Genomic DNA, 6,358 nt, shown 5'->3' on the forward strand with positions numbered 1-6,358 from the left:
ACGGCGCGGCGACACGGTCGGCACGCTCGCCTGCGACCGCTTCCAATGCAATGAGAACGTGCGACGCCGCCCCGCGTCGGCCTACATCGGGTTCGACGTCGAGGCCGCGCGCGCGACGCGCATCGCCGCGTTGCGCGAGAACGTCGAGGCCTTCGTGCGCAGCGTCCGCGACGGCCGTTGACCCATTCAGCGGAATGGATATCGGAAGCGTAGCGTTGTCGTCATCATGCAACGTTTCGGAACTCTCTCGTTCGGCCACTACGGCCCGCTCGGCGGCGGTCGCGAGCTGACCGCCGGCGACATGCTGCACCAGGCGATCGATCTCGCGCAGGGCATGGACGATCTCGGTGTCAACGGTGTCGCGGTGCGGGTGCACCACTTCGCCCGCCAGCAAGCCGCCCCGATGCCGCTGCTGGCGGCGATGGCCGCGAAGACGAAGCGGATCGAGGTCGGCACCGGCGTCATCGACATGCGCTACGAGAACCCGCTGTACCTCGCCGAGGAGGCGGCCGCGGTCGACCTCATCTCCGACGGTCGGCTGGCTCTCGGCGTCAGCCGTGGGTCACCCGAGACGGTCGTGCGCGGCTACGAGAAGTTCGGCTACACGGCATCCGACCCGCGCGGCGCCGACCTCGCACGCGAGCACATGGACCTGTTCCTGCGCGCGATCGACGGCGAGGGCCTGGCCGAGCGCGACGCCAACTCGCCTTTCGGCGGCGGTCACGGACTGCAGCGCATCGAGCCGCACGCGCCGGGTCTGCGCTCGCGCGTCTGGTGGGGCGCGGGCTCGCGCGACACGGCCGAGTGGGCGGGACGCACGGGACTGAACCTGATGTCCTCGACCCTCGTCACCGAGGCCGACGGGCGCCCGTTCGACATTCTGCAGGCCGAGCAGATCGATCGTTTCCGCGCCGCTTGGGCGGAGGCGGGCCACGCCGGCACGCCGCGGGTCTCGGTGAGCCGATCGGTGTTCCCGATCACGACCGCCGAGGACGAACTGTACTTCGGCCACAGCCAGGAGGGCGACGGCATCGGCTACATCGACGGCTTCCGTTCGACGTTCGGCAAGACGTATGCCCGAACAGCTCCGCCAGCAGGTACATGAGAAACGTCGAGAACAGGGCCGGCTTGTCGGCGACGCCCGGAACCTCCAGCAGCGAGATCACGCCGCGCCCGTCGGCGGCAGTACGCAGGAAGTCGCGCACGTCGAACTCCGGCTCGCCGAAGAAGACGTCGGCCCCGTCGTCGGCGAAGGTGATGAGCTTGCGCAGGATCACGCCGGCGGTCGCCGACGACAGTCCGCCGAGCGCCTTCAGCTCGTCCTTGCCGTCGTCGCTCGTGAGCCAGGTGAGCACGGCGCGCAGATCGGAGAGATCGACCAGGGCCAGCCCGTTGGCGTCCGCGTAGTGGAAGACGAGCCCGAGGCTCGACTCCTGGGTCTCGTTGAGGCCGAGCACCTTGCTGAGCAGCAGCGGTCCGAACCCCGAGACGGTCGCACGCACCGGCACGCCCTTTCCGACGCCCCCGAGGGCGAAGTACTCGGTGACGGATGCCGCGGGCGTCCACTCCTGACCGATTGCGGCCGTCCGCGCGAACAGCTTCTCGCTCGGCTCGCCGGGCGTCGCCACGCCCGACAGGTCGCCCTTCATATCGGCGGCGAAGACGGGCACGCCCTTCGCGGCGAGCTGTTCGGCGAGCCCCTGCAGCGTGCGGGTCTTTCCGGTGCCGGTGGCTCCCGCGACCAGGCCGTGCCGGTTCATCATCCCCAGCGGGATGCGGATCTGCGCCGACGGCACCGGGTCGGTGTTCATCAGTGCCCCGAGATCGAGGGTGAGGCCGTCGAAGGCGTATCCCTTCGCGATCGCCGCAACCTGCGCGTCGTTCAAAGGACCGGATGCCGCGGCATCCGCCGCCGGCGCCTCGGGAACCGTCTGCGCGGCATCCGCCGCCGACGCTTCGGGAGGAGATATCGCCTCGGGAGGAGTCGATACGCCCGCGTCAACCTCCGGAGCGGAAATCTCCTCCGCAGGCGCAGCAGCGGCAGCCCCCGCCCCGGCAGCCCCCGCAGCGGCAGTCCCCGCCGCGGCACCTCCCGCAGCGCGCGCGGCTTGGGCGGCGGCGAGCGCGGCTTTGGCCTGGGCGAGCTTCAGCGCGGCCTCCGCCGCTTCGGCCTCGGCCTGCAGTCGGGCAAGTTCTGCGTCATCGACAGCGCTCATGGCGCTCAGCCTAGCGAGCGCACCCGCTCGTTCTCACGCTCGAGCATGCGCGCGCAGATCGCCGCGACCACGAGGGTCGCCCCCACGCCCACGAGGGTGCCGCCGACGGTGTCGCTCAGCCAGTGGGCGTGCACCTGGGTGCGGCTGAACGCCATCGCGAACACCCACGCGCCGCCGACCACGGCGACCCACACCCGCGGAAAGAGGATGACCGCGATCGTCGCGACCGTCGCCGCATTGGCGGTGTGTCCGGAGGGGAAGGAGCCGTGATCGGAGAAGACGATCATGTCCTCGGGGCGCGCACGTCCGAACAGCGCCTTCAGCAGCTGCACGAGCGCGACGCTTCCCAGCGACGCGACGACCACGAACAGCGCGCCGCGCGGACGACGCCGGAACAGCAGCAGCGCAACGCCCGCGAGCGGGACGACGAAGGTGGCGAACCATCCGCCGCCGAGGAAATTCATCGCGAGGGCGACGCCGTCGAGAAAGGCGAAACGGTCGACGAACACGTTCCACCACTCGTCGACGTTCACGTCGGCTTCGACCACCACCTGGATGCCGAGCCACACCGTGGTCGCGATCAACAACACCCCCACGACGAGCCGCTGCAGCATGATCGTCGTGACGTCATCGTCCAGGGGCGCTCTCATCGCCCCATTGTGCCGGACGCCGGCGGCTCAGGGCGCGAGCCGCTCCACGGTCCACGGTCGCACGACCGCCCAGAGTGAGACCGCCCCGATCAGGGCGCACCCCACCATGACCGATGCCATCGTCGTCGCCGTGATGCCGGCATCCCGCGCGACCCATCCGACGATCGGGGAGATCAGCCCCGCGACGCCGAAGTTCGTCGCCCCGAGGATGGATGCCGCGGTGCCGGCGGCCTTGCCGTGGCGATCGAGCGCGAGCACCTGCACGCAGGGGAAGGTGAAGCCGCACGCCGTCATGAACACGAACAGCGGCACCATGGTGCCCCACAGCCCCCATCCGAGCTGGTCGCACGCGATGATCGCGATCGCGGCGAGCACCAGCACGCCGGTCGACACCGACAGCACCCACTGCGGGCCGAAGCGGGCCGCGAGCCGCGCGGCCACCTGCACACCGACGACGAGGCCGAGGGAGTTGGCGGCGAACAGCAATCCGTACTGCTGGGCGTCGAAGCCGTACGTCTCCTGGAGAGAGAACGAGGAGGACGACAGGTACGAGAAGAGACCGCTGAAGGACATGCCCCCGATGATCAGGACACCCACGAACACCCGATCGCTGAAGACGCCGCGGTAGCGCTGCAGCACCGTGGTCGCCCCGCGCTCCTTGCGCCGGGCGGCCGGGAGGGTCTCGGGGATGAGCCAGATCGCCGCCACGAGCATCACCGCACCGTAGAGCGCCAGGACCACGAAGATGCCACGCCACGGCATGACCGACAGCAGAGCGGAGCCGATGAGCGGCGCGACGACGGGTGCTGCTCCCGACACCAGCGCGAGCCGGCTCAGCATGACCACCAGCCGGCGACCTCCGAACAGGTCGCGGACGATCGCCATCGCGACCACGCCACCGGCTGCGGCCCCGACGCCCATGAACACCCGCGCGATCGCGAGGAGCGTGAGATCGGGGGCGAGAGCCGCAGCGGCACTGGCCACGACGTGCAGGGCGGTGACCGCGAGCAGCGGCACGCGGCGTCCGACCTTGTCGCTGAGCGGTCCGACGATCAGCTGACCGAGCGCGAAGCCGACCATCGTGCCGGTCAGGGTGAGCTGGATCGCCGCGGCGGACGTGCGGAAGTCGGCCTGCAACGTCGGGAACGCGGGCAGGTAGAGGTCGATCGTGAAGGGTCCGAGCGCAGTGAGCGCGCCGAGCAGGATGATGTACACCACGCGGCGTGCGGTGGAGATCGCGTCACCGGGGTGCAGGACGACCGGAGCGGTGGCGGGGTGCGATCCGAGCGTGCGGATGGCACCGGTGGCCGTACGCGCAGCCGCGGGCAGGGGTGTCGAGGCAGTTCGGGGGGCGGGGTTTTCGCGCACGGTTTCCAGACGGGTGGGATGGCGGACAGACGGGCGACGCGGATGCCGCAGCGCAGAGCGCCGCGCGGTCGCGAAGAGGCGGCGAGGCGTCGATCGGAGCGCGATGACGCCGGCGAAGAGGTTCGAAACGATTCGAGACTCCTTCGATCCTAACCGTTTCCCCAGCATCCGAGTCATTCATGCGCATACGATCGGAAGGCACCCCGTGCCTTGATCACCCCGACCGCGACCCGAGCCGAGGATCCATGACCCCCACGCCGTCCGACCGCAAACGCACGAGCGGCAACCCCGCCACGCGTGCGAGCATCGAACTGACCGTCAAGCAGCAGCGCGAACTCCAGAAGCAGGAGAAGCTCGCCGAGTACCAGCGGCAGCTCGCGCGCCGGCGGCGCAGCCGTCTGACCTGGTGGATCGTCGGCAGCACCGCAGCCGTCGCCGTCGTCGCGGTCGTCGCGGCATCCATCGCCTTCGCGCCGAAGCCGGTCACCTACCAGGCCGGAGGAACCGGCGCCGTCATCGACGGCGTCGAGACGTTCACGAACGCCACGCAGCACGTCGCCGGCACGGTCGACTATCCGCAGAATCCGCCGGCGGGCGGCCCCCACAACCAGTTCTGGCTGAACTGCGGCATCTACGACCAGCCCCAGCAGAACGAGAACGCCGTGCACTCGCTCGAGCACGGCGCCGTGTGGGTCACCTACGACCAGACGCGCGTCAGCGGCGCCGATCTCGACGCCCTGAAGGCGCAGCTGCCCTCGTCGTACGTGATCCTCTCACCGTACGTCGGCCTGCCCAGCCCGATCGTGCTGAGCGCCTGGAACGCACAGCTCAAGCTCGACAGTGCGAGCGACCCCCGCATCCCGACCTTCTTCGAGGAGTACTGGCGCAACCAGAACGTCCCGGAGCCGACGGCATCCTGCAGCGGCGCGATCGACGGGCCGGGCAAGCAGTCGTGACCGCACCCGAGCCGGCGACCGGACGCACCCTCCCCCCGTGGTGGGCGGTGCTGCTGGTCGCACTCGCCGTGGCGGCGCTCGCGTTCGCGATCGGGCGTTTCTCCACCTTCGGCGCGGAGGGCGCGGCGGCGCCCACGTCGAACTCCCCCGAGGCCGGGTTCGCCCGCGACATGCAGCTGCATCACGGCCAGGCGGTCGAGATGGCGATGGACATCTACCGCACGACGCAGAACGACGGCGTGCGAGTGCTGGCCTACGACATCGCGACGACGCAGTCGGCGCAGAAGGGCGAGTTCTACGACTGGCTCGTGAAGTGGGGCCTGCCCCAGACCGGCGGTCCGCTGATGGCCTGGATGGATGCCGCGGACTCCTCTCACCAACACGGCGGCGGTGCGACGCGTCCGACCGACGCGGAGCTGATGACGCAGATGGGCATGGCGAGCGCCGCCGAGCTCGCCGCGATGCGGGCACAGTCCGGCACCGCGGCGGACTGCACGTTCCTCGGCCTCATGATCCGACACCACGAGGGCGCGCTGCCGATGGCGCAGGCATTGCTGCGGCTCGGACACGAGCCGCGTGCGCTCGCGGTCGCTCAGGGCGTCATCGCGACGCAGTCCGCCGAGATCGACCTGATGACCTCGCTGCGCGCCGGACTCGGCTGCACGGACTGACGCGGCCGCTCACGCGCAGGCGGGGCACGCCGTTGCCCGGCCGCGCTCCGAGCCTGCGTGCGTGTGAGCGCCGACCACCTCACCGGCGCACACCGTCCACGCGGTGCGCGTGAACCCGATCTCCTCGGGCGCGCCGGCGAACGGATCGCGATCGGCCACCGCGAGATCGGCGGCAGCGCCCGCGCGGATCCGTCCGACCGTGCCGTCGCCGATCAGCTCGTGCGAGCCGCTCGTGTATGCGGCCAGCGCCGCGCTCAGCGACAGCTCCTCGCCGGAACCGAGCGGCTCGGCATCCGCGACGCCGACTTCGCGGCGGGTGACGGCGACGCCGATCGCCGCCCACGGATCGGTGGTCGAGACCGGCCAGTCCGAGCCCATCGCCAGGGCGGCACCCGCGCGACGGAGGGAGCCGAACGGAAACTGCCATGCCGCGCGCACGGGCCCGAGCAGCGGCTCGGTGACCGTGCGCATCACCTCGTGCGGCAGGCCCAGAAGGC

At 70.7% G+C, this 6,358-nt stretch carries 7 protein-coding genes and 1 pseudogene; 4 read left to right on the top strand and 4 right to left on the bottom strand.

What is annotated here, in order from left to right:
* Both I5I_RS00115 and I5I_RS00120 read left to right on the top strand, forming a co-directional pair.
* The coding region (locus I5I_RS00115) for an FBP domain-containing protein (protein WP_036314735.1) at positions 1–181 on the top strand (181 nt) is incomplete at its 5' end.
* A 45-nt stretch (positions 182–226) separates the two neighbouring features.
* Positions 227–1,105 (top strand): LLM class flavin-dependent oxidoreductase, encoded by an 879-nt coding sequence (locus I5I_RS00120; protein ID WP_083867878.1) that lies wholly within the window; start codon positions 227–229, stop codon positions 1,103–1,105.
* Here I5I_RS00120 and I5I_RS16170 read toward each other — a convergent pair.
* The 3 genes and pseudogenes from I5I_RS16170 to I5I_RS00135 form a co-directional block, all read right to left on the bottom strand.
* Positions 1,080–2,216: pseudogene (locus I5I_RS16170) on the bottom strand (helicase HerA-like domain-containing protein); the annotation flags it as partial. The gene I5I_RS00120 and the pseudogene I5I_RS16170 sit on opposite strands and share 26 nt — an antisense overlap.
* Before the next feature lie 5 nt (positions 2,217–2,221).
* A complete protein-coding gene (locus tag I5I_RS00130; protein WP_036314738.1) occupies positions 2,222–2,866 on the bottom strand; it encodes a phosphatase PAP2 family protein in 645 nt (214 codons plus the stop codon).
* A gap of 27 nt (positions 2,867–2,893) precedes the next feature.
* On the bottom strand, positions 2,894–4,234 hold the full coding sequence (locus I5I_RS00135; RefSeq protein WP_239639966.1) for a multidrug effflux MFS transporter: 1,341 nt from the start codon (positions 4,232–4,234) through the stop codon (positions 2,894–2,896).
* A gap of 245 nt (positions 4,235–4,479) precedes the next feature.
* Between I5I_RS00135 and I5I_RS00140 the strand changes: the two genes are divergently transcribed.
* Positions 4,480–5,190 (top strand): DUF3105 domain-containing protein, encoded by a 711-nt coding sequence (locus I5I_RS00140; RefSeq protein ID WP_036314740.1) that lies wholly within the window; start codon positions 4,480–4,482, stop codon positions 5,188–5,190.
* Entirely contained in the window at positions 5,187–5,861 is a 675-nt protein-coding gene (locus I5I_RS00145; RefSeq protein WP_036314742.1) for a DUF305 domain-containing protein, read from the top strand. Before I5I_RS00140 ends, I5I_RS00145 begins: the two co-directional genes overlap by 4 nt.
* A gap of 9 nt (positions 5,862–5,870) precedes the next feature.
* Here the strand turns inward: I5I_RS00145 and I5I_RS00150 are convergent.
* A partial coding sequence (locus I5I_RS00150) for an amidohydrolase family protein (protein WP_239639967.1) occupies positions 5,871–6,358 on the bottom strand: 488 nt, incomplete at its 5' end.

The organism is Microbacterium sp. B24, assembly GCF_000333415.1.
In the GTDB taxonomy this organism is placed as follows: Bacteria; Actinomycetota; Actinomycetes; order Actinomycetales; family Microbacteriaceae; genus Microbacterium.